This is a genomic window from Salmonella sp. SJTUF15570 (genome assembly GCF_043357055.1).
GTDB classification, from domain to species: domain Bacteria; phylum Pseudomonadota; class Gammaproteobacteria; order Enterobacterales; family Enterobacteriaceae; genus Salmonella; species Salmonella enterica.
This window is the reverse complement of the sequence record NZ_JBEUKJ010000006.1, coordinates 195,931-216,241: the sequence shown is the minus strand read 5'-3', so window position 1 is coordinate 216,241 and position 20,311 is coordinate 195,931. Positions and strand designations below refer to the sequence as shown.

The 20,311-nt window shown below is 47.2% G+C and carries 18 protein-coding genes and 1 pseudogene; 1 reads left to right on the top strand and 18 read right to left on the bottom strand.

Going from position 1 to position 20,311, the window contains the following annotated elements:
- Nucleotides 1-17: 17 nt before the first annotated feature.
- The 18 genes and pseudogenes from sipA to invF all read right to left on the bottom strand — a co-directional run bounded on the left by sipA (nt 18) and on the right by invF (nt 19,271).
- A pseudogene (gene sipA, locus ABVN44_RS14245) lies at nt 18-2,075 on the bottom strand (SPI-1 type III secretion system effector SipA).
- 18 nt (nt 2,076-2,093) lie between these two features.
- Nucleotides 2,094-3,125, bottom strand: coding sequence for an SPI-1 type III secretion system needle tip complex protein SipD (gene sipD, locus ABVN44_RS14240; RefSeq protein ID WP_023231968.1), 1,032 nt, complete (start codon nt 3,123-3,125; stop codon nt 2,094-2,096).
- Nucleotides 3,126-3,195: 70 nt separating this feature from the next.
- Nucleotides 3,196-4,425, bottom strand: coding sequence for an SPI-1 type III secretion system needle tip complex protein SipC (gene sipC / locus ABVN44_RS14235; RefSeq protein WP_000909019.1), 1,230 nt, complete (start codon nt 4,423-4,425; stop codon nt 3,196-3,198).
- 27 nt (nt 4,426-4,452) lie between these two features.
- Nucleotides 4,453-6,234 (bottom strand): SPI-1 type III secretion system needle tip complex protein SipB, encoded by a 1,782-nt coding sequence (gene sipB / locus ABVN44_RS14230; RefSeq protein WP_000245782.1) that lies wholly within the window; start codon nt 6,232-6,234, stop codon nt 4,453-4,455.
- Between the two features lie 2 nt (nt 6,235-6,236).
- On the bottom strand, nt 6,237-6,734 hold the full coding sequence (gene sicA / locus ABVN44_RS14225) for a SycD/LcrH family type III secretion system chaperone SicA (protein ID WP_000386309.1): 498 nt from the start codon (nt 6,732-6,734) through the stop codon (nt 6,237-6,239).
- A 137-nt stretch (nt 6,735-6,871) separates the two neighbouring features.
- The gene (spaS, locus tag ABVN44_RS14220) at nt 6,872-7,942 is read right to left on the bottom strand and encodes an SPI-1 type III secretion system export apparatus protein SpaS (RefSeq protein ID WP_000097719.1); all 1,071 of its coding nucleotides are present in this window, start codon (nt 7,940-7,942) and stop codon (nt 6,872-6,874) included.
- Nucleotides 7,929-8,720, bottom strand: a complete 792-nt coding sequence (spaR, locus tag ABVN44_RS14215; protein WP_000498965.1) for an SPI-1 type III secretion system export apparatus protein SpaR — start codon at nt 8,718-8,720, stop codon at nt 7,929-7,931. Before spaR ends, spaS begins: the two co-directional genes overlap by 14 nt.
- Nucleotides 8,721-8,723: 3 nt before the next feature.
- Nucleotides 8,724-8,984, bottom strand: a complete 261-nt coding sequence (spaQ, locus tag ABVN44_RS14210) for an SPI-1 type III secretion system export apparatus protein SpaQ (protein ID WP_000342503.1) — start codon at nt 8,982-8,984, stop codon at nt 8,724-8,726.
- Nucleotides 8,985-9,009: 25 nt separating this feature from the next.
- On the bottom strand, nt 9,010-9,684 hold the full coding sequence (gene spaP, locus ABVN44_RS14205; protein ID WP_000526016.1) for an SPI-1 type III secretion system export apparatus protein SpaP: 675 nt from the start codon (nt 9,682-9,684) through the stop codon (nt 9,010-9,012).
- Nucleotides 9,674-10,585: an SPI-1 type III secretion system protein SpaO gene (gene spaO / locus ABVN44_RS14200; protein WP_000058734.1), complete on the bottom strand. Its 912-nt coding sequence runs from the start codon at nt 10,583-10,585 to the stop codon at nt 9,674-9,676. Before spaO ends, spaP begins: the two co-directional genes overlap by 11 nt.
- The gene (gene spaN / locus ABVN44_RS14195) at nt 10,585-11,595 is read right to left on the bottom strand and encodes an SPI-1 type III secretion system protein SpaN (protein ID WP_023231967.1); all 1,011 of its coding nucleotides are present in this window, start codon (nt 11,593-11,595) and stop codon (nt 10,585-10,587) included. The genes spaO and spaN overlap by 1 nt, the downstream gene beginning before the upstream one ends.
- Nucleotides 11,595-12,038, bottom strand: a complete 444-nt coding sequence (spaM, locus tag ABVN44_RS14190; RefSeq protein ID WP_000555884.1) for an SPI-1 type III secretion system protein SpaM — start codon at nt 12,036-12,038, stop codon at nt 11,595-11,597. Before spaM ends, spaN begins: the two co-directional genes overlap by 1 nt.
- Complete coding sequence (gene invC / locus ABVN44_RS14185; protein ID WP_000856766.1) at nt 12,016-13,311, bottom strand: SctN family type III secretion system ATPase InvC; 1,296 nt, start codon at nt 13,309-13,311, stop codon at nt 12,016-12,018. The genes spaM and invC overlap by 23 nt, the downstream gene beginning before the upstream one ends.
- On the bottom strand, nt 13,308-13,715 hold the full coding sequence (gene spaK, locus ABVN44_RS14180; RefSeq protein WP_001164066.1) for an SPI-1 type III secretion system chaperone SpaK: 408 nt from the start codon (nt 13,713-13,715) through the stop codon (nt 13,308-13,310). Before spaK ends, invC begins: the two co-directional genes overlap by 4 nt.
- A 23-nt stretch (nt 13,716-13,738) precedes the next feature.
- On the bottom strand, nt 13,739-15,796 hold the full coding sequence (gene invA / locus ABVN44_RS14175; protein WP_000927219.1) for a type III secretion system export apparatus protein InvA: 2,058 nt from the start codon (nt 15,794-15,796) through the stop codon (nt 13,739-13,741).
- Between the two features lie 24 nt (nt 15,797-15,820).
- Nucleotides 15,821-16,939, bottom strand: a complete 1,119-nt coding sequence (invE, locus tag ABVN44_RS14170) for a type III secretion system gatekeeper InvE (protein ID WP_000612166.1) — start codon at nt 16,937-16,939, stop codon at nt 15,821-15,823.
- Complete coding sequence (gene invG / locus ABVN44_RS14165) at nt 16,936-18,624, bottom strand: type III secretion system outer membrane ring protein InvG (protein ID WP_000848114.1); 1,689 nt, start codon at nt 18,622-18,624, stop codon at nt 16,936-16,938. Before invG ends, invE begins: the two co-directional genes overlap by 4 nt.
- Nucleotides 18,621-19,271: a type III secretion system transcriptional activator InvF gene (gene invF / locus ABVN44_RS14160; RefSeq protein ID WP_393954273.1), complete on the bottom strand. Its 651-nt coding sequence runs from the start codon at nt 19,269-19,271 to the stop codon at nt 18,621-18,623. The genes invG and invF overlap by 4 nt, the downstream gene beginning before the upstream one ends.
- Nucleotides 19,272-19,727: 456 nt before the next feature.
- Here invF and invH point away from each other — a divergent pair, with 456 nt between their 5' ends.
- On the top strand, nt 19,728-20,171 hold the full coding sequence (invH, locus tag ABVN44_RS14155; RefSeq protein ID WP_000715096.1) for an SPI-1 type III secretion system invasion lipoprotein InvH: 444 nt from the start codon (nt 19,728-19,730) through the stop codon (nt 20,169-20,171).
- The last annotated feature ends 140 nt before the right edge of the window (nt 20,172-20,311 follow it).

The window sequence follows — 20,311 nt, the reverse complement described above, 5'->3', positions numbered from 1 at the left end:
GCATCTTTCCCGGTTAATTAACGCTGCATGTGCAAGCCATCAACGGTAGTAATAACCCGATCCACGCCAGGTTTATTCAGGTATGACTCGTAAGCCGGGCCAGCTCGCCAGCTACCGTCTCCGATAAGGCCGTCCAGCACATTACTTAACACATAGTCAGTTTCCCCTTTTAGCCTGGTCAGCCCCGCCTCTCTGGCAAACTGCAGTGCAATCTCAGCCAGTTTTTCTTTTTGTGGATGATGAGTAATGACCTCTTTAAGCGTATCCATTTTCGCTTTCAATTCTGGGTGCTTGTCAATATCGCTACATTGCGCTTTCAACGCTGCACTCTTTATCGTGTCATTGGGTAATATTTCCGCACGCAAGCCGTCAAACGCTCTGCGTACAGGAAACGGTGTAGAGGCATCCGGCTCCAGGGCTTTACGTATCACACCCAAAAACGCCTCACGGGCGTCGAAATGCATTGAATGCATATTCGTAACGCTCGGTACTGTTGAGAGGAAACTATTTTGCTTAAACTTCAAACCAGAAAATGGGCCAGTCTTATCTGTCTGGCTATTATCATTATCGGTCGTACCGGCTTTATTACCTGTAATTACCGTCGAGTCTGATTGTAAAGTATTGATTTTAACATTCTCGACGCCAGCCAGTTGACTGGCAAGCGGCTTCACATTCACAATCTCTGCCGTCTGGCTTTGCTGTTTATTATCATCAACGCCGTGCACCGTGGCCTGTACCGGCTTGCCGATAATGCTCTTGCTGGTTACGCTATCGACTTCATCAAAAGAGGGTGTTTCACCCGTAGTGCCCTTTTCTGACGTGACCACCTTTCCATCTTTACTTTCAGATGAAGCGTTGGTCACAGCCTCTGCCGTCGCATGAGCCGTGACGTCAATTTTACCCGCGATGCCATGGTCAATTGCCCCTGTGCTGGCGCTGTGTGCCGTCTCCGTTTGATGCGTAGTCGAATCCACACGCGAATGACTATGACTTACGTTGCTGCTGTTAGTCGAATGGTGTGACTAGCCATGGCGTTGGCTGTTATCAATAAATGTTCGGCTATTATCAATCGTCTTCCGGCTATTATCATGGTTGCTATTATCGATATGGCGCTGGCTATTATCGACATGGCTTCGGCTATTGTTAATATGCTTACTGTTATCCACGCTATGGTTACTGCTATCAATATTAATATTGATATTAATACCCGTAGGTTCTGCTTTTTTCCCACCATCAGGTACTGGTCCAGCCGCAGGCTCCGGAATTTTAGGGTCAGGCAGTTTATCTGCAGGAATTTGTGCAAAAACATTACGTAGCAGCAGGGGTATCAACGTTTGCGTTTCAAGGTGCCGGGCTTCCCGTCCTACGCTGGTACCCTGCTCTTGCGTTAATTTTTGGTGGCACATATCAAGCGCCTCAACCGCCTTCGCCGCCGCTTTGTCAACAAGCTGCGTAAGACTGCTGCGGGTTAACGGATCCAACGTACAGCCAAAGTTATGTTCAATGCAGCTGGCAATATAGGGCATCACCTCCTGCATAACAAGATTCGTCGATAATTTACTTAATTCACCGCCAGTGTTATTTTTGATGATATCTAACAGCTGCTTTTCCAGGTTTTCCAGCTTCGCTTCCGCTTTCTTTGTTTCTGGCATCCATGGTCCAAAAGCTGACTTTTCTTTCAGGCCATCTTTTATGATTTGCGCGGTATACTCTGCCCCCACCTTCATCAGTAGCGTCTTCGCCGCAGGAGAATCACTGGTGGCGTTGAGCGCTGAACGAAAGAGCCCGGCAAACTCCATTATCGCTTTCTTACCGGCGACATTATTTGAATTGGTAAAAACTTCTTTTAACGCCTCAGCATCTTTCCCGCATTTAAACAATGCATCCAGACTCGCCTGTTTGATCAGCGCGGGAAAATCTTCCAGTTGCGGGCCTTTAATTTCCCCTGACAGCGTCGTTGTGGCACTTTCTCTGACTGCGGAAAGATTCGCCGCAAGATTCGTGGCCTGCGTTTTGATCTCGGTCTGCATACCTGGCATTATGACGGGGGGCTGAGTCCTTACACTTGTAACCATTATTAATATCCTCTTCTGTTATCCTTGCAGGAAGCTTTTGGCGGTTTCCAGGCTGCTACTTATCGTACTGCTCAGCACTTTTACCAGGTTGTCGTACAATGAATTGGCATTGCTATATTTTTGCGTCAGCGTCTGTAATGTGGTTTTCAAATTTTCTTCCTGCGCTTTAAAACCCGACTGCCAGGCTTGATATTTGGCGTTATCCATTTCGAGTTTTGAATCTTTTCCCGGCGCGCCTAAACCATCAATATCCTGAACCATTTTTTGTAATGGCGTCAGATCAACGGTGACGACATAACCGGATCCATAAGATTTCAGGCAGCTATTCGGCAAATTCAATTCACTGAGCCACTGTCTCGCTTCCGCTTCAGTAGCTACTTTAACGCCGCTGCCTGACTGCGCTGGGAATAAAACGGTATTACTGTTTATTTGATTATATTTATTGACTAAACTGTTTAAATCATTTTTGAGTGAGGTAACATCTAGCTTAACGGTATTACCGTCCTTACCTGGTAATAACCAGCCTCCCATTTTGGACAGAATGTCACTGAAGGCCTGATAAAAATCGGTATAGACTGCGACAACGTTTTCATAAACGCCCAGATAGCTGTCACCTATCGCCGATATATTTTGGGAAACCATATCCCAAATCTCAGCATCAGAAATGGTTGTTCTCGGCTGCGCCATAGGCGAAGCGCTAAATAAGGCCGACGTCGGCGCAGAAAACGCGCTCCGCAGGTTCTCATTTTGTTCTGCGGATAATGACACGCCAGACTTCGCCAGCGCATTCAGGCTGCTGGTCAACTGCTGGCGCGCCAGCGTGCGCTCGTCATTATTCTCTTCAGAGATCGGTGGCGTTGACTGCAGCGTCTGCTGTGCCTGCTGGATTTTAGTAGCCGCCTGCGATAATGAAATGATATCTGTACCGCGATGTTCTGTGGTAGACGGTACCACGGCAGTCTCGACGTGCTCGCTCGCCGAGGGAGTCTGCGGCCGTTCGGCAACGATCCCCGGATGAGGAGAAGCGGAATAATTTTGAATATTAAGCATAATATCCCCAGTTCGCCATCAGGAGCGCGATTAAATCACACCCATGATGGCGTATAGATGACCTTTCAGATTAAGCGCGAATATTGCCTGCGATAGCAGCAAGTGCGGATGCTTTCGACTGGTTAATGCTCTCCATTGTTTTCAGCATTTCCTGAATCAGGCTGGTCGATTTACGTGAACTTTCACGGGCTTCGTCCGATGCGGTGCTGGCAACACGGTTATTCACCTGGCTAATTTGCTGCTCGGAACGTTCCTGAGTAGCGGCGTACTGCCCGGAGGCCCCTGCAATACCACCGACCGTGACCGAGTTCTTCATAATCAGATCGCCCGTCATCTGCATCTTGCGCGCATCGATTCGGGTCATATCCATGGTATTCTGCTCAAGACGAATATCGGATTCGACAGACTCAAGACGTTTCGACAGAATAGCCTGATGTTCAGGGGAGATTTGTTTATTACTGTCTTTAATACCCAGACTTTCCGTGGCGCTGGTTCCGGCATTAGATTTAAGCGTCGCATCATTAAGATTTTTCGTCGCATCGGTACCGGTTTTCTTCATATTTAACGATTTCAGAGAATCGACGCCTTCAGCACCGAGTTTGACGCTATTCTGCCCGTTCAGCACGTTTTTAATACTGTGGCTTTCAGTGGTCAGTTTATCGATCTTCGCGGCATTATGTTTAAGCGCGCCTCTTTCATTCTGCAGCCCCTTATATTCCAGTTTGGCGCCCACGCCAGTGATCCCCAACTGAAGCGCGCTCTGGGAAATACTACCGGACAACGCATTCATCCCTTCGCGCATCATGGAGCTTGCCGTCGTTTTAGCTGCATCAAAACTGACTAATGACAACTTACCAGACAGTTTGCTATCAGCCTGGTTCAACGTCAGCATTAACGTATTCGCGGCAGCCAACAGCGCAACGGCACTGGAAGACATTCCGCTAATATCAAAAAACTTTCCGACTTCTGCCTGCTGCTCGCGTAACTGGGTTTGCACAACCTCATTCGCTTTAGTCGTGACATTATTTGCCAGAGCATTCAAATCCTGATTCATGTCGGTATTTTGAATACTGGCTTTTAAAAAGGACGTGATCGTTCCGGGGGTTTGCGTTAATACCCCTGGCGCAGGCGCGCTCAGTGTAGGACTCAACCCCAGGTCACTGACTTTACTGCTGCTAATACCAATACTATTCAGAATATCTTTAGCGCTAACGGATTGCGAAGCTGTCTGTGAACTATTCTCAACAGAATGATTATTTAAATAAGCGGCGGGATTTATTCCCACATTACTAATTAACATATTTTTCTCCCTTTATTTTGGCAGTTTTTATGCGCGACTCTGGCGCAGAATAAAACGCGAAGCATCCGCATTTTGCTGTACCGCAGAAGACATGGCTTTTTGCAGTTCCGCCGTTACCTTCTGGTTTTCACCAAATATTTCTACGGATTGTTTAAGCCACTGCTGAATCTGATCCATGGCAAAACGGGCGAGCATAAAATCAGCAAGCGCCTCGCTGGCATTTTTAATAAATACGCCCTCGGCAACACCACCGGCTGACTGGGCTGCGGTATTCGTGACTTCCATGCCCAACGCCACTTTATTTAGGGTATTACCTACCAGCTCTTTACTTAAGGCATTCGTTTGCAGGCCCATCTTGCTACCCACATTACCCAGGCCGCTAGTAATACGTTGCATCCCCTGGGTAAAGAGTTTGCTGCCGTTTTGCGCCAACTGTTTCAGCACGTTAGGCACCAACTTCTTAATCGTTTCGCCCATCATTTTGCTCAGCGCGTTACCCAGTTTCGCCGCCGCGCCTTTCCCGACAACTGCGACCACCACAATGACCGCTACCATCGCAATAGCGGCAACAATCGCACCAACAATGCTGCCTGCCATCTCTGCCGTTTTCTTATCGACGCCTAATCCTTCCAGCGCTTTGGTAATCGCCTTGCCAATCAGCTCCATTAACGGCTTCAGCACATGCTCCATAATCGGGTTTAGCGCCTGCTGAATAAACGACACCCCCGTCGCCGCCTTCACAATTTCATCGGCCACCATTACCGCAAGTCCCACCGCAGCCAGCGCCAGACTCGCCCCACCGGTAAAAACAGCGGCCACAACGCTGACAATGGTTAGCAGCGCGCCGAGGACTTTCCCGATACATCCCATAATGCGGTTCGTTTCCTCGGCTTTGCGCGTCTCTTCCTGGAATTCAGCCGATTTCTTTTCCATCTCCGCCTGACGCCCTTCCTGCAAGGCGTTGAAAAGCGCAAGATCGTTTTGCAGGCTTTCTTCCGTATTTTTGCCCACAATCTCAATAAACATGGCCATGAGCATAGTGAGGCGGGCGACATTTGACAGATTATCCTGCTCACCCTGGGAAACCTGATTCTGAGAGGCGGCATTAGCCGTTCCCTGGAATTTGGTCAGAATGTTATCCGCTTTCTCGGCTTTCGCTTTAGCGTCTGTGCCTGCTTTAACCGTCGCATCCGTGGCCTTATCTAAGGCCTCTTTCGCCTCTGTCGCTTCTTTTCCGGCCTGTTCTACCGCGGCTTCAGCTTGTGCATAGCCGGGGTCAGCCGGGTCCAGCGATTGCAATTTATTTTGCGCCTGCGTCAGTTTTTTGGCCGCAGCGTCATAAACACTCTTGGCGGTATCCGTCTTTTTGATGCTGGCTTCATAGAGATCCGTCGCCTCCTGAGCCTCTCCCAGAGCCGTCTGGAATTCTTTCGATACCTGAATCCCCATCTCTTTTTGTGACTCAATCATCGCCTGCCATACCGCCAGACGAGACTCCAGTTGAGACAGCGAAACATCGCCCAGTAGTGTCATTAACTTGCCAAGCAGTAATGTCAATTGCCCTTCGCTGGAGAGTTTTTCCCGGGCGGCGTCCGTAGGCGGCTTTAGACCCACCGTATTAATAGCGCTCTCGCCGGACTTTGTTCCGGCTTTAAGGTCGCCCGCTTTCGTTGCCACCACATCTTTAAAAGCTTTATCCGCCGCTTTTAAAAAGTCCGTGTTCTTACGAACGCCTTCAAAAGCCGCCTCAGCGAGGCGCGGATTTTGGGTATATCCGCTACGGCTAATGCTACTTGCGTCATTTACCATAATTATTCCTTTTCTTGTTCACTGTGCTGCTCTGTCTCCGCCGTTTTTAGCGCCTCCAGATAGACCAACGCTTTTGCCCGCAGAGACTCATCTTCAGTACGTTCATTGACAAGTTCAAAACACTGTCTGGCTTTTGCCGCCTTACGCATTAATAATTGACACTGCCCGGTAAAAAAGACGGGGCGATAATCATTTTTAAGTAACGTAAACGCTACTGCATAAAGGTCACATGCTTTCTGAAATTGTTTTTTCAGTTGGCATACCGCCGCCAGCCCCATGGTGTAATCGGGATTGTAAAAATCATAAATGCATAAGAAACGAAAGAATGTCTCAGCTTCATCCAGTCGTCCCTGGTTATAAAACTCATAAGCATGAGCATATAAACCGTCCATCATATCTTGAGGGATCCCGTGAACGTCTTTTAGCGTGGCGCCTTCACTAACGGCATCCCAAATCATTTCCGCAACACGTTCTTCGCTGACATTATTTTGATAATCCATTACTTACTCCTGTTATCTGTCACCGACTTTGTAGAACTTAACGACTGCGTTTATCTGATGCAGTTATTAAACCCCGACGGTGGTTAGTGAACATTCAAAAAACGCCCAATGAATACATCGCTACTGCTTTACGCGGCTCAATGCCGTACCTCGTTTTCTTGTGGCTGAATAACGTCTTTGCCCGCGTTTTCTACCTCTTCCAGCCAAACCAGAAGACGTAAAACTTCATCAATTTCTTCCAGACTCACCAGATCATAACGGCGATGGGTTTTGAAAAGACTGCGCGCCAGTTTGATATCGACGATCACAGGTACGCCAACCTTCTCCGCATAGGCGCGGACGGCCAGTGCGCGCTGATTCGTTTCATACACCGAGATCATCGGAATCGGCATCAATTCGGGTTTAAAATAAATCCCGATCGTAATATGCGTGGGGTTGGCAACAATCAGGCGTGAGTTTTCAATATCAGATTTCACCTGTTCAGACAGAATTTCCATATGAACTTCACGTCTTTTAGATTTAACCTCTGGGTTCCCTTCCTGCTCCTTCATTTCACGCTTCACTTCTTCCTTATCCATTTTCATATCTTTCATGGTCAGGAAATATTCCGCAATAGCATCCAATAATAAGACAATCAATGCGCAAGCAAGGCAAGTTAATACCAATGCGAGGAGAAGTTCACGCCAAATGACGGCAATACCTACAATATTGCCATTTAGCTGAGAAAAGATTTCAACCTTATATTTCTTCCAGCAAATGATGGCGGCCACCACAAAGGATGAGAGATACAGTAGGGTTTTGACCGTATCTTTAACCGTGCGCATACTAAAAAGTTTTTTTGCCCCTTCTACCGGGTTTAACGCCGATAAATTAGGCTTTAATGCTTCTGTCGCCAGCACAAAACCGGCCTGTAATAACGCCGGTAATGCGGAACACACTAAGCAGAGCAGCATAAATGGAATCAGATATTTTAACCCTATCCCAAAAACGGCCAAACTGTAGTCAGCCATGCTCTGATCAAAATTATCCGCAATAATGATCTTAATTATCCCCATAAACTCATTAAATGAGCCATACGACACCAGATAGGCAATTCCTCCCAGCGTCAGGCAGGCGATAATGAGATCTTTACTTTTAAATGACTGGCCTTTTTTAGCGGAGTCTTCCAGCCGTTTTTTAGTCGGTTTTTCTGTTTTATTCGAGGACATGCGTCGCCCCTCGCTCGTAAAACCAACTGCTTAACCCTGTGGCCTGGAAAGAGAGTCGCAGTACATTGTCCGGTAGTACCGGAGAGAAATAAAGCAGCATAATTAAAACGGCAATGCCGCTTTTTACCGTCAGTGAAATCGCAAAAGCGTTCATTTGCGGAGCAAAGCGCGACAATAAACCCAGGAATACTTCTGACAGCAACAGCACTAATACCACCGGGCTGGCCAGAACCAACGCGTTTTGAGCCACCTGATTAATAAACGTTAATAGCGGCGGTAATGAAGGCGTGCACTCGTTCATCGGATCGCATAGCTGATAGCTTTTATTTAACACGTCAACCATCGTGACCAGACCGCCGTTTTGTAAATAAACGACAGCGGCAAACATATTCAGGAAATTAGCCATTTCCGAGGTATCAATACCGTTTGCCGGATCGATACTGCTACTTAGCGTTGCCCCTCGCTGGTTATCGATAATACAACCCAGCGCATGCATAACCCAAAAAGGCCATGACAGCAGACAGCCCAGCATGACGCCTACCGCCGCTTCTTGCAGAACTAACGGGATCATCGCCACCGATAAAAACGGCGGCGCCTCGTTCAATGCATGCGGCCATACTCCCAATGCCACCAGGATGATAATGGCGTTTCTCGGCGCGCCGCTTAATACCCCGCTATTCAAAAACGGCAGGAAGAAAAAAATCGGCGCCACGCGAGCAAACCCTAGCGCCGCAGACGCAACCAGGTGATGAATTTCAAAGTACAACGCGTAAAACATTTTTTACCCCTTAGCCAACGCCAGGAATATCACCTGACGCCCGTAAGAGAGTAAAACTTCGCCATACCAGCCAGAGAGTAAAAACAAGCACAAACACACGCCAAGTAATTTAATGCCAAAAGGCAGCGTCTGTTCCTGTAATTGCGTTACCGTCTGGAATAACCCTACCAGGAGGCCGATAATCGTTGCGACAATCGTCGGCCACCCTGACAGGATCAAAACAAGATAGAGCGCCTTATTACCTGCAAACACTAAATCATCCATTTAACTATCCCGTCTCGTAATGATGTCATGTTGCAATGTCCATATACTGTAATATCAATCCCTTAGACAGTAAGGTCCAGCCATCAAGCGCGACAAAAAGCACCAGCTTAATAGGTGTAGATATCGTCACCGGACTCATCATCATCATCCCCAGCGCCAGTAGCACGCTGGATACCACCAGGTCGACGACGACAAAGGGCAAATAGAGATAAAAACCAATTTTAAACGCGCTTTTTATTTCGCTCAGCGCATAAGCAGGTAATAACGCAAATATTGATGGTTTTTCAATTTCATCTTTGTCACGCTTTACCGTCTCGGTCTCTTCTCCATACTGACGCTTCAGTTGCGCGTTTTCAAAAAACTGGACTAACTCGCGATCTGAATATTTGATCAGATAATCGCGATAACCATCCAGACCTTCATCAACGTGTTTACTTAATGACGAAATATCATTAAAGGTGACATCTTCGTCCTCAAAATAGACGTAGGCATCATGCATTATGGGCCACATAACAAACATAGAAAGCAGCAATGCGACGCCGTTAAGCGTCATATTTGAAGGTATCTGCTGCAATCCCAGGGCGTTACGCACCATGACAAATACAATAGAAAATTTAACGAAACAGGTTCCTGACGCAATAATAAATGGCAACAGGGTGGAAAATGCCAGTAAGGCAATTAATGAGATATCATTCCCCATTACCAGACTCGCTCAGCCATTCATGGATCTCAACGCCTAAGGTGTCATTCATCTGTACCAGTTCGCCATTACCCAGCAAAACACCATTCGCCATAATTTCAACGTTAAGTTCAGCATTGGTCGGCAGTGATAATAGCTGTTGCTGCCCCATGGCTTCGAGTTCGGCGAGGGTAACGTTCTTACGATACAAAACAAATTCCAGTTTGACGGGCAATTGGTTCAAGCCAGGCAGAGTTTCTGCAGTTTCAGTTGTATTATTTTCTTCTTCGATATGTTGAATATCTAACGTTTCCACAATAATTCCCCCTTCAACACGGTTGAAATGACCTAACTTTTTCGCGTAGCAATAAACTTCCGCACGGGAAGTACGAATCAGGAGTACATCTCCGATCCCGATTCGGCCCAGCAACGAACGCTGCGTATCACTGCTACCGATTACAAAGCGCAACGGCCAACGCAGCATTTTCGGCCTGCCGCCCCCGACTGCAGGCAGTTCAGGAAGATGCTCAAACCACAGGCCGCCCCGATCGCTCATAATGTGCAACAATTTCCCTTCCGGCAGCGCGCTTCCCGGCACGGGGTTCTCTACGCATAAACGCCGACAGGACAAATGCGGCACGGGCAACTCAAACGGTCGCTCTGTTGCAGCAAGCCAGGGAACGACCAGGTGCTCAGCGCCAGCAGAAACCGCCGCCCCCGCCAGAGCGGGAGAGACATGCTCAAGCCAGTCCCCAGGTTTAATCCAGGCCGACCACCGTTTTTCTGCATCGCTCAACCGAACCCACATTCCCTGTCGCGTCGGATATTCCAGCGTAGCTTCCCGGCCATGGCGCTGGCATTCTGTCGCGGTTTGCGCCAATAGCCATTCGCGACGATCAATCTGTCTCACACGCAATGACATCAGGCGTCATCCTCCTCGCCAGATTGCTGTCTGTGCTGTTGCTGCTGCGGATTTTGTTGATCGTCTCGCGTCAGGTGCCAGCGCTGGGGATTACCGTTTTGCCATTGATCATGCAAACGATGTTCAACCTGCGTATTTGACGGTATTAACGAAAACTCCCCTGCTTGCCGCGCCTGAATATTGACGGAATAGTCATTTCCCCAGCGCTGAAAACGGTAAGTCAGCGAGCTATCCTCTCCTTTCACGCCATCGGCAGTGGGAAAAATAGTCATCATCGGCTTTGATTGCGCCGCTAAAGGCATTTTTTCATCGCCGCCGGTTAATTGGCTAAGATCGGCGATAGTGGTTGGTTGCAGCGGAAGCTGAGAAACATCTTTAACCTTTTTATGATCTTTATCTTCAGGCTTACCGGTATTGGCTGCGGCCATTCGGGCAGGTGCGACATCCCGCGCCAGCGGCGCGCCCTCTTTACGAACGCCTTCGCCCGCGATGGCTTTATTATCCCCAGGCAATGCCTTGATATTATCGTCAGAGATTCCCGTGGCGTTATCGGTTACTTCACTAACGGATTCCACAGCTTTTAAATCAGCAGATAATTTTTTACCGCTTACGCTTTCTAACGGCCTATTTTTAGACGATAGCAACGCTGCGGATTTATCTGCTTTGGCCTCCGCAGAAATCAAACCGACAGATTTTTCAGCAGTGACTTTCAACAGTTTTTCAGCAATCCTGAGTTCGCCTTTTCCGTTATGATGCAGACCAGAAACGTTGCCATTGTGATGTTCTGATTTCGCTGGCGCGCCATGTCGCCATGCCGCCAGTAATACCGGTAAAGCCGTTTCTTTATGCATTACGAAAGCATCACCATAGTCGCGATCTTTTTTATCACCGGAATATTCTGTCTTATGTTTTTCCACCGCTTTTTTTAATGCTTCTGATAAACCGCCAACCTCATCCTGCTGCGGCAGTAAAATGTTCCCGGATGAACTGACAGCTGACACATCGCCCATTAAATTATCTCCTCTGACTCGGCCTCTTCCTGCTGTATCTCTCGCTGGATATAGTGTCTTTTCTGACGGATTATCCAGCGTTGATAGTTCCCTTCTTTGCGCAACCAATATTTACTTTTTTTCTGAAACTCTTCCCTTTTCTTTTCCAGCTCGCTCCGTTTTTCCTGAATTTGTATAATCTGGAGTTCTAAATCTTTTATCTGCCGGCGAACAATAGACTGCTTACGTAATAACGTATAAATTTCCTCACGACTGAGCTGTCTGTTTTCTGCACGCAGCGTATCTAATAACAATTTCAGACCCGCTATTTGTTCAAGGATCGCCTCCTCCTCGGCCTGCAGCCCGCGGTCCTCATCCTGATAGCGAAGTAATATCGACTCACACTGTGAATGAAATACCGTACAGCGCCGCTGCAATACTTTAATTCTGGTCAGCGAATGCATTCATACCGCTCAACGTGTCATCAAAGGATGAATACTGCGCTACCGGCTGGCATAACCAGGCTTTCAGGCTATCCCGCATCTGCATCGCCCGATCGTTATCGATATTTTCGCCAGGACGATATTCTCCCAAGTCAATGAAAAGCTGGAGCTCTTCCAGACGCGTCATTAATTTACGCACGGCAGATGCCTGTTCAGCATGTGTCGGCGTCGTGACTTGTCCAAAAACGCGGCTTACGCTTTTCAGTACATCGATTGCCGGGTAATGTCCCTGCCCGGCCAGCTTTCTGCTCAGATACAGGTGACCGTCAAGGATAGAGCGAATTTCATCCGCCATCGGGTCCGCCTCTTCCTCGCTTTCCAGCAGTACCGTATAAAAGGCAGTAATGCTTCCCTCGCTGGTCGCCCCGGGGCGTTCCAGCAAGCGGGGCAAATTATCGAATACGGAGGCGGGATAACCTCGACGGGCCGGACGCTCTCCCGACGCCAGTGCCACGTCTCGCAAAGCACGCGCATAACGGGTCATGGAATCGATAAAAAGCACGACCCGTTTTCCCTGGTCGCGAAAATATTCCGCTACGGTTGTCGCCAGTTGCGCCGCATTGCAGCGATCGACCGAGGGGAAATCGGAAGTGGCAAAAACCAGCACGCATTTTTCTTTCTTATGCGAAGCGCGCAACATATCCACGAATTCAGTGACCTCACGGCCTCGTTCACCGATAAGACCAATAACAAAGACATCCGCCTCCGTTTGCTCGATCAGCATATGCATCAGCATGGTCTTACCGCATCCTGCGGAGGCAAAAATGCCCATTCGCTGGCCTACGCCACAGGTCAATAACCCGTCAATCGCGCGCACACCGGTAATCAGCGGTTCACGGACGCCAACGCGCGAAGCGTAAGAAGGCGGTGCGACATCAATAACGCGTTCTTCGCTAATCGGCGCCACTTCAGGGGTAAAACGCTCAACGATTTTCCCCGTCGGATCCAACACCGCGCCTAATACTGAGTATCCCACCCACGCCGATAACGCACGTCCAGTGGGATAAAGCACGACATCGCGGCTCAGCCCCTGGGCATTGCCGATAAGGCTCAGCACGGTGCGTTCCCGCTGTAAGCCAACCACCTGCGCACGTGCAACAACCTGTTTTTGGTGCCAGCCACGGCGTATTTCACACAGTTCGCCAATGGCCACATCGCGCAATTCCGCCTCAATAATTGGGCCGGTTATTTTTTGTGGGTAGGCCAGATATTGCAGTAAACGAGGTGTTTTCATCTCATTAGCGACCGACTAAAAACTTCCAGATAGTTATAAAACCCATTCAAGGCAGTAGAGAACTTTTCACCGTCAGATAAAAAATCCGGATGCACTAAGGCTTTAAGCGTTAGCTCCCCATTCTGCTCCCCCAGTAGTAATTGCCCGCCGCGGGCAAAATGGCATCCTTCCATTATGGTCATTAAGATTTCATAAGCCCGCTGTTGTAATACCACCATGCTGTCAGCACCCAATTGCGCCCAGATCCATACATCATCGTCCTTGACGCTGATACAGATACTTGGCAATGCAAATAAATCCAGAACAATTGTTGAATGGCTATCTATTCCTCCAATTAATGAAGGATCGCAACCACTTACTTCCAGTGCGGAACGAACTAATTCAGCGATATCCAAATGTTGCATAGATCTTTTCCTTAATTAAGCCCTTATATTGTTTTTATAACATTCACTGACTTGCTATCTGCTATCTCACCGAAAGATAAAACCTCCAGATCCGGAAAACGACCTTCAATCATTTTCTTAATAAATCGACGGACATCGACAGACGTAAGGAGGACAAGATCTTTATGTGCAATCAATAAATCATCCAACTTAAGTGTAATGAGATCCATCAAATTAGCGGAGGCTTCCGGGTCAAGGCTGAGGAAGGTACTGCCAGAGGTCTGACGGATCCCTTTGCGAATAACATCCTCAACCTCAGCAGATACCATTACTGCTCGTAATTCGCCGCCATTGGCGAATTTATGACAAATATAACGCGCCATTGCTCCACGAATATGCTCCACAAGGTTAATGACATCTTTTTCTCTTGGCGCCCACAATGCGAGCGCTTCCATAATTAATTTCATATTACGCACGGAAACACGTTCGCTTAACAAACGCTGCAAAACTTCAGATATACGTTGTACCGTGGCATGTCTGAGCACTTCTTTAAGTAAATCAGGAAATTTCGCTTCCAGTTGGTCCAGCATATGTTTTGTTTCCTGAATACCGAAATATTCATTGACGTTGCGCGCCAGCGTCACCGCCAGACAGTGGTAAAGCTCATCAAGCGCGTTCCGCAACACATAGCCAAGCTCCCGGAGTTTCTCCCCCTCTTCATGCGTTACCCAGAAATACTGACTGCTACCTTGCTGATGGATTGTTGGATTAATACCAAAGGACACGACTTCATCGGAATAATTTACCACTCGCATCAAATCAAAATAGACCGTAAATTGTTCAACACGGATCTCATTAATCAACAATACGATGCTGTTATCGTCCAGGCCCTCGCCATCGCGTAACAATACTTCCGGCAGGCGCACGCCATAATCAATAAAGAACTGACTACGTAGACGCTCCGCAAGTTGAGCTTTTTCCAGATCTTCACGCCGGCTCTTCGGCACAAGTAATATCAACGGTACGGTCTCTGTAGAGACTTTATCGAGATCGCCAATCAGTCCCAACGACGACCCTTCTTTTTCCTCAATACTGAGCGGCTGCTCGCCTTTGCTGGTTTTAGGTTTGGCGGCGCTACGTTTTGCTTCACGGAATTTAAAATAGAAGAGTACGCTTAAAACCACCGATAAAATAACAAAAACCGGCAGCGGGAATCCCGGCAGAGTTCCCATTGAAATGGTCAAAATAGCCGTAACAACCAATACAAATGGGTTGTTCAACAGCTGCGTCATGATATTCCGCCCCATATTATCGCTATCGCCATTTACGCGAGTCACGATAAAACCGGCACTAATCGCAATCAACAATGCGGGGATCTGGGCGACAAGACCATCACCAATGGTCAGCATGGTATAAGTAGACAGGGCGGAGGACAAATCCATACCATGGCGGGTCATCCCCACCGAAATACCGCCAATAAAGTTCACAAAGATAATAATGATGCCGGCAATAGCGTCACCTTTGATAAACTTCATCGCACCGTCAAAGGAACCGTAAAGCTGGCTTTCCCTTTCCAGTACGCTTCGCCGTTCGCGCGCAGCATCCGCATCAATAATACCGGCCTTCAAATCGGCATCAATACTCATCTGTTTACCGGGCATACCATCCAGAGAAAATCGGGCCGCGACTTCCGCGACGCGTTCTGAACCTTTGGTAATAACGATAAACTGAACCACGGTGACAATAGAGAAGACAACAAAACCCACCGCCAGGCTATCGCCAATAACGAATTGCCCGAATGTGGCGATAATTTCACCGGCATCGGCTTCAATCAAGATAAGACGGCTGGTACTGATCGATAATGCCAGACGAAAGAGCGTGGTAATTAACAGTACCGCAGGAAACGTTGAAAAACTGAGGATTCTGTCAATATAGAACGACCCCATAAACACCAATATCGCCAGTACGATATTCAGTGCGATCAGGAAATCAACCAGATAGGTAGGTAATGGAATGACGAACATAGAAATGATCATCACCATTAGTACCAGAATCAGTAATTCAGGTCGTAAACGAGCACTGTTAAGTAGAGAAAGCAGCACTATAGGTATCCTGTTAATATTAAATTAAGACAGCTTTTCAATAGTACGACGCTGTTCTGCCATTTCATGCTTGTAGGCAATATCGGTCATACTACGTAACGCCATTAACAATTCTTCCTGCCAATATTCTTCATAAAAGAGTGAAGAGGGTATGGCTTTACATACTTGATAAAATATCTGCAAAAAGGATGCATGTTCTTTATGACTAAGCAATAACGCATTCAAGCCTATAATATCGGCTAACAGCGAATCCACTTCATGTGGCTGTTGCAATAGCGAAAGCATCAGTAGTAACCACGACGACTCCTCCGCATTAAACGCTTTGGTAAACGAATACGACAACAATGTACTCACAAACAGTAGGTCAGCGGAGCGCAACATTTTAAGTTGCGTCAGGCGTCGTAAAAGCTGGCCAAACTCCAGACGCGAACAGCTGGCGTCATTCGCGTCAATATCGGTTAATAGCGAACCCTCGATAAAATCCAGTACCACCAGTCGACGTTGATAGCCATAACTGGCTATCCAGTCAGAGTAAATCTCCACTTCATGTGATTCACTCTGGATAAATTGCCGATAGCTGGCGCGCAATAAGCCTGGTTTTAACGATAATGTTTTCCCAAAAAGCCGGGCCTTCAACGCACAATTAATCCCTGCCTTGAGGGTCTTCGGATCGGTTTGCTCTTCAACGTGCTTAAGTAACGACTCCAGCTTTTTCCGCACGATCTCTTCCAGGTCTTTACGACGAAGCAATTCGCGTAACACAAGGACTAAATCACTGGGGTCAGGAAATAAGCTACGCGCCTGACGTAAAAAATCTTCTAACGCGCCGCCATGTACGCTAATTAGCTTTAATATTTGCTTCGCCTTCGGTAAAGCCTCATCCTCCAGCACGCGTTCAAAACTGTTAGATAAATTACTGGATTTTTTTTCATAATCGCGACGGTTACGAAATTGCGCCAGCGCCGCTGACATTTCGTCCGTCGACTGGACAAATTTTTGTACTTCCGCCCCTGGAGACGAATCCTCTGCGGCCTGTTGTATTTCCGCCTGTTGCGCATCAGTATGCTGGGTCGCATCCTGATGAGATGCCTGCCGGGACAATATTCTGGAAAATGAAATACCAGAGGTTGAGCCAGGAATCATTTAATTACCTCCTGACCTCTATCCAGATAAACACGAACCCATTTCTGTAACTTATCGTCCCCACTCCAGGCACCGCTTTGCTTCAGAATATTGTTTACCGATTCGCTGGCATCCGGCGTTAACGGGTCGACAATTTCTTTTGGTTCAATCATGAACACACGAACAACATTACTTTTATTCTTACTGGAATAACGGAACAGGCTACCAATAAGCGGTAATTTGCCTAAAAACGGAATACTTTGGACAGTATCGGTATTTGCATCCCGTGTATAACCCCCGACCAGCAAACTTTTTCCGTGCGGCACTCTCGCAATAGTGCTAATTAACGTTCGCCCGACTTCGGGTAACGCATCTACGGAGGTGGTAGTATCAGATTGCGGCGTCTTATCGTTGCCATCTTCAATGTCCAGCGACATTTCTATCTGACCATCTGCGGAAAAACGGGGCAGCACTCGGATCATTGTTCCGTATGTTACATGCTCAAGCGCCACATTACGTTCCCCAATCAGCTTGGTGTAAAACGTTCTGTTGTTATCAAAAATAGCGGGAACATTTTCCTGAGTCAGTAATACCGGGCGCGAAACCACCGTCGCCTGTTTCTTCTCTTCTAACGCATTTACCGCGGCGATGAATCGACTGCCATCGAGGGTACTTATTGAAGACTGGTTTAACGACACGCCAAGTTTGTCCCCAATAGTAATGCTGCCGCTCCATGAAGTGCCCAAACGCTCCAGATCGCTTTTATTAAGATCGACAATCCACAGGGATAATTCTACGTGACGTTTGGCGACATCCAGCGCTTTAACCAGCATTTCGATAAAATGCACCTGCTCAGCCGTTCCCTTTACTAACAAACTGTTGGTATCCGGATAGGCCACGATTTTAATATTGCCCGCCGCGGCGTTTTGCTTTAAAGCTTCCTGCAGACTCATGCCACCGGCATAATTTGCTGCTTTACCTTTTTCTCCATTCGCTGAAAACGCTGGCATCGCCGGGGGTTCGCTACTGACAATATTACCTAAGGGTTGTTCCTCTCCCTGCAATAACCTTTCAATGGCCGTGGCAATACCGGGGATAACCATTTTCTGATCGCGCAGATTGTAGGTACGATCGCCCACGAAGGTATTATTCAGACGCATCACCCCTATTTTCTGGCGTCCCAGCTCAATACCATCGTTTTGCTTGTCCATCATGGTGGCGGCGTTGACCACCATATCAACATAAACGGGTGGCCCTGAAACATAGAATGTTCCTTTACGGTTATCGCCACGTAGCGGATAATTTTTGTTATATAAACCTGAGCGTTTTAGAAAATTGTTGAACTCATTGAGTGAGACGTTGCGTAAAGAAACCACGGCATTGCGCATTTCACTGGCGTCATAAATATAGATAGCCTGCCCATCGAAATACCAAATCAGCCCCAGTTGTAGGGAAAGCTTCTCCAGTAATGCGTTAGGATCGTGAAACTCAAAGTTGCCCGTAATTTTTTTTCGTGCCGCCATTTTGCTAACAATGACAGGCTCCTTTAGCTGTAGCGCCATGGCATCGAAAAATGTCCGCAGGCTATCGTCTTTCGCAACAAACCCACTTCCCGTTACAGGTATTTTTTCACTAGAATAACCAGGTGTAACCAGAACAAGCGCGGCACATGCCAGCACTCTGGCCAAAAGAATATGTGTCTTCATTTGTCTGCCAATTGAATAATATTTGATAATTTCCGCGGCGAAACGCCGATCAGCTCTTTGATCTCACTAGAAAAATGTGAAGGCGATGAGTAACCATGATTAACGGCTAATTGGGTGATGTTCTCGTGGCCTTCTACACTATTCAGCAGCGATTGCACCATACGCCAGTTTCGTAATTCACTCTTCGCTTTTCCGCCCAACGCTCTGCTGCACAAACGACGAAAATGGGTATAAGAAACGCCATAGTCTTCTCCCAGCATTCTCATCGTGTTGCCGCTGGTTGACTGAGCGAGTAAATAGCCAACCAACCAGTAACTCTCGCTTTTTCGTAACAGCGCCAGTACCTTATTGAAGGCCGGAGAAGGAGTAATAATTTGCTGCAAAAACCAGTACTCGCAGCGTTTACGATCTTGCCAAATAGCGCGAAACTCAGGACTCAGCAAAACCCATTTATCGGATTCAGCATATGTCGTGTCCACTAACCCTGCGCCATCGATAAATGCCAGTAATTTGCTGAGTACTTCAATTTTTAACGGTCGAAAAACCAGGTCTCCTGATACTGGTGCGACAACGGCCTGCTCGCAAAAAAGCAGCGCGCCTTCCTGAATCAGGCAATTTTCATTGTGTCGGCCTTCAGAAAATGACATATGCAGCTTTTGCGCGGAACACGTCTGTATAAACCATGCTTCCGGGCTGCGGATTTTCCGCTTCTCTCCTTCTTTAAGTACTTCCTGCGTATTTAGCATAGTTGTCAGCACCAGTTAAAAATCATTTTAATATGTAAACGATACCGGGAGCGGGTGGCAAAATCCTGATGCAATCATTATGAAACTGATGCCACCCGCTAATTAAATTGGCCAACTTGCACAGCGCTTGATAATTTAAAATAGAAAATCAGCTCATAGTGTATAAATTCCGGCTTATTATTCTGCAGCAGCAAAAATTCAGATATTGTCATCGGGATGGAGAATTAATTATTTATATCAGGAGTTTTTTTTGCTAGCATTCCTGAAACGCATTCGCCCCCTTATCACTATTGTCAGATAACGTTCTGACGGTTGTGTAAAAACATGGCGCCTCATTCTTCTGTAGTTGGAGTTAATATGAAAAAATTTTATAGCTGTCTTCCTGTCTTTTTACTGATCGGCTGTGCTCAGGTGCCCCTCCCTTCCTCCGTGAGCAAACCGGTACAGCAACCTGGCGCTCAGAAAGAGCAACTGGCCAACGCAAATAGTATTGATGAGTGTCAGTCTCTTCCGTATGTGCCGTCAGACCTTGCGAAGAATAAATCATTATCAAACCAGAACGCTGATAATTCCGCATCAAAAAATAGCGCAATCAGCTCAAGCATTTTTTGCGAAAAATATAAACAAACCAAAGAACAGGCGCTCACCTTCTTCCAGGAACATCCACAATACATGCGTTCGAAAGAAGATGAAGAGCAACTCATGACCGAATTTAAAAAAGTTTTGCTTGAACCCGGAAGTAAGAATTTAAGCATATATCAGACGTTACTTGCTGCCCATGAAAGACTGCAAGCCTTATAAGGCCATATCACCGTTGGCTGAACTCATCATGATATAATTAAGACCATATTTTGCATTGCCACTTAATATCAATATAATTATTATAGCTATGGTCACTTTTACGGTTGGCCATTTGTCTCTTACGTTGCATTTATCAATCT